This window comes from Streptomyces himastatinicus ATCC 53653, assembly GCF_000158915.1.
GTDB lineage: Bacteria > Actinomycetota > Actinomycetes > Streptomycetales > Streptomycetaceae > Streptomyces > Streptomyces himastatinicus.
Map to the genome: position 1 here is coordinate 1,126,301 of NZ_GG657754.1, position 3,597 is coordinate 1,129,897.

Annotated in this window: 2 protein-coding genes and 1 pseudogene; all 3 read left to right on the forward strand. The window is 71.9% G+C overall.

Annotated features, from left to right (window positions below):
* Positions 1 to 996, forward strand: a 996-nt coding sequence (locus tag SSOG_RS47510) for a copper amine oxidase (protein WP_078510236.1), incomplete at its 5' end; no start/stop codon positions are given.
* Positions 997 to 1,078: 82 nt separating this feature from the next.
* Positions 1,079 to 2,431 (forward strand): serine hydrolase domain-containing protein, encoded by a 1,353-nt coding sequence (locus SSOG_RS04240; protein ID WP_039936528.1) that lies wholly within the window; start codon positions 1,079 to 1,081, stop codon positions 2,429 to 2,431.
* Positions 2,432 to 2,620: 189 nt separating this feature from the next.
* A pseudogene (locus SSOG_RS04245) lies at positions 2,621 to 3,597 on the forward strand (AMP-binding protein); the annotation flags it as partial.

Below are 3,597 nucleotides of genomic sequence, written 5' to 3' on the forward strand. Positions count from 1 at the left end.
CTGAGCGATGTGACGTACACGCCCAACCGGGGTACCCCGACCCGCGTCCTGAAGAGCGCGTCGATCGCCGAGGTGCATGTGCCCTACGACAGCGGCCAGCCACGCTTCTACGACGTGTCGTCCATCGGCCTCGGCGACCTCGGACAGGGCACGCTCACCAAGCTGTCGAAGGACGACTGCCCCACCGGCAAGCTCGGGAACTACCAGGACACGCCCGTGATGTGCAGTCAGGAGCAGCCGCGGCCGTTCGCGTACAAGAGCGCGGTGGAGAAGAGCGTCCGGCACGGGACCGATCTGACCGTGTTCTCGGTGTCCGAGATCGGCTGGTACGACTACCTCATGGAGTGGCACTTCTCCGACGACGGTGCCATCACCCCGCGCGCGGGCGCCACCGGATCCCTCTCGCCGTTCGCGTTCTCCGACGCCACCAGCGGGTGGCCGACGGGCGTGGGCTCCCAGCGGTTCAGCGAGAACCACTCGCACAACATCTTCTGGCGGCTGGACTTCGATGTGAACGGCCAGTCGAAGAACGTCGTCGAGCAGTACGACTTCGAGGGCAGCGGCACCGCCAAGCGCACCATGAAGCGCACCGAGCTGTCCAAGGAGACCGGGGCGGACCTGGCGCCCGCCCGCTTCTGGCGGGTGGTGAACCCGGCGGCCGAGAACGACGACGGCCACCCCATGTCGTGGGAGATCGACAACGGCGACAGCGATCAGTACCGGGGCCCGGGCGACACCGAGAAGTTCACGCACCACGACGTGTACTTCTCGCAGTACCGGGCGTGCGAGCACCTGGCCTACGGCAACACCGCGAAGGGCTGCGCCGCCTCGGTGGACAAGTACACCAACGGTGAGAAGGTCACCGACCCGGTCGCCTGGGTCAGCGTCGACTACCACCACGTGCCCCGGGACGAGGACCAGGACCCGATGCCCACGCACTGGCAGAGCTTCCGGATCGTCCCCCGGGACGTCACGGCCACGAGCCGGCTGCCGTGACCGCCCCGGTCCGTCCCCCGTCCCCTCCGTCCCTACCGTCGCTACCGTCCCCGGCAAGGAGAGCACAGTGTTACACCGGCCCATGGATACGTCCGTAGACAAGCGGCGGCCCACCGCGCCCCACCGCCTCGAGGACCGCCTCCACGCCCTGGCCCGGGCCCATCAGGTGCCCGGAGCCCAACTCGCCGTGCACAGCGGCGGAACCACCCGCTCCAAGCACACCGGAGTCCTGGACTCCATAACCGGGGAGCCGTTCACCGCCGGGACGGCGGTGCCCATCGGCTCCCTCACCAAGTGCTACACCGCCACCGTCGTCATGCTCCTCGTCGCGGACGGCGATGTGGAGCTGGACGACCAGCTCGGCGACCATGTGCCGGAGCTGCGGCGGGCCGGGCCTCCGTGCACGGTACGGCAGGTGCTCAGCCACACCGCCGGGCTCGCCTCAGGGCCCGACTCCGACCATGTCGCCGCGCTGACCACCGCTCGCTATCTCCAGGCCCACTGCACCGACGGCAAGCTGGTGATGGAGCCCGGGACCGACTTCTCGTACTCCAACGCGGGCTATGTCGCGGCGGGCCGGCTGATCGAGACGGTCACCGGGATGAGCTGGCAGGACGCCGTACGGTCCATCCTGCTGGACCCGCTGGGCACCGTACCGTCGTTCATCGGCGCGCCCGGTGCGCCGATGCGGCAGGCGGCGCGCGGCCACTCGGCCAACAAGGCGTCGGGCCGGACCCGGCCGGTGCGGCAGAACCTCGCCCCGGCGGAGGCCGCGGCCGGTGCCCTGATGGCGAGCGCGCCGGATCTGGTGGCGCTGGCCCTGGCCCACACCCAGGACGGGCCGGGCGGGCTGCTGCCGCCGGAGCTGGCGGAGGAGATGCGGCGGCCGGTGCCCGGCGCCGACCCCGGTGTCCTCGCCGACGGCTGGGGGCTGGGGTTCGCACTCTTCCAGCAGGGAGATGCGACCTGGTTCGGGCACGACGGAAACGCCCAGGGCACGTCCTGCTATCTGCGGGCCGATCCCCACACCGGCACCGTGGTCGCCTTCACCAGCAACTCCAACAGCGGCGCCGACATGTGGCACGAACTGAGCGCCGAGCTGGAGGAGTTCACCGGCATCCGGGTCCCCGGGACCCCGGCCCGGCCACGTCCGGCGGCCACCCCCATGGCCTCGACGGCGCAGTGCACCGGGATCTATCTCAACGGCGACATCGAGTACCAGGTGACGATGAGCGACAGCGGCACCCTCGCCCTGTCCGTGGACGGTGACGTCCCCGCGCCACTGGTCTGTCACGAGGACCTGACCTGCGACCTGGTGGACCCGTCCTCCGGGCGCCGGATCCCCGGTGGCCGTTTCGTGCGCGACCCGCGCACCGGCACGGTCGACCGCATTCAGCTCTCGGGCCGGATGGCCCGCAAGAGCGCGCTCGTCTGAGGTTCCCCACCGCACACTCCCCACCGCGGCCGTCTCCCCCACTCGCCACGGCCGCGCGCGGCGCCTCATCACCCGTGTTCCACCCTTTCACCGCTCTGAAGGGCCGCACCGACATGATGGACCGCTACGACAACGCATCGGGTTCGGCGTCTTTTTTCCGAGGACACCCCGGTTCCGCCTCCCGCGGCGTGGAACGCCACGTCACGCGCCGCCTCCCGCGCACCGCTGGGTGAGCTGTTCGCGTCCTGGGCCGCCCGTACCCCTCGGGCCGCGGCGCTGGTGGCCGGGGACCGGACGTGGTCCTTCGGTGAGGTCGACGCCTGGGCGAACCGGCTGGCCCACCACCTCATCGGGCGCGGTGTGGGACCCGAGCGCGTGGTGGCACTGGTCCTGCCGCGCTCGGCCGAGCTGGTGGTGGCCGAGCTGGCGGTGGCCAAGGCCGGGGCCGCGTTCCTGCCCGTGGACCCCGCGCACCCCGAGGAGCGCCGGGCCATGATGCTGGCCGACGCCCGGCCGGTGGTGGTCCTCGACGATCCGGAGCACATCCGGGCCGTGACCGGCCCCGAGCACACGCCCGGCGACGCGGACCGGCTCGCCCCGCTGCTGCCGGAGCATCCGGCGTACGTCATCTACACCTCCGGCTCCACCGGTGTGCCCAAGGGCGTGATGGTGCCGCACGCCGGGCTGGGCAACTTCGCGGCCGCCACCGCCGAGCACTACCAGGTGCGGCCGGGCGACCGGGTGCTCCAGTTCTCCTCGCCGAGCTTCGACGCCTCCGTACTGGAGCTGTGCTCCTCCCTGCTCGCCGGGGCGGCCCTGGTGGTGCCCCCGGAGGGCCCCCTGCTGGGCGCCGAACTCGCCGCCGTGCTGCGGGAACACCGGGTGACCCATGCCCTGATCCCCCCGGCGGCCCTGGCGACGGTGCCCCCGGAGGAGGTCCACGAGGGGCTGCCGGAGTTCCGCACCCTGATCGTGGGGGCGGAGGCGTGCCCCGCCGATCTGGTGGACCTGTGGGCACCGGGCCGGCGGATGGTCAACTCCTACGGCCCGACCGAGGCCACCGTCGTGGCCACCTGGACGGACGCCCTGGAGGCGGGCTCCGGCAACCCGCCGATCGGCCGTCCGCTGCCCAACACCCGGGTGTACGTGCTGGACGAGGCGATGCG

Bases quoted from the DNA above. Each gene is read 5' to 3' on its own strand.
- SSOG_RS04240 (WP_039936528.1), top strand. From the start codon at position 1,079: ATGGATACGTCCGTAGACAAGCGGCGGCCCACCGCGCCCCACCGCCTC.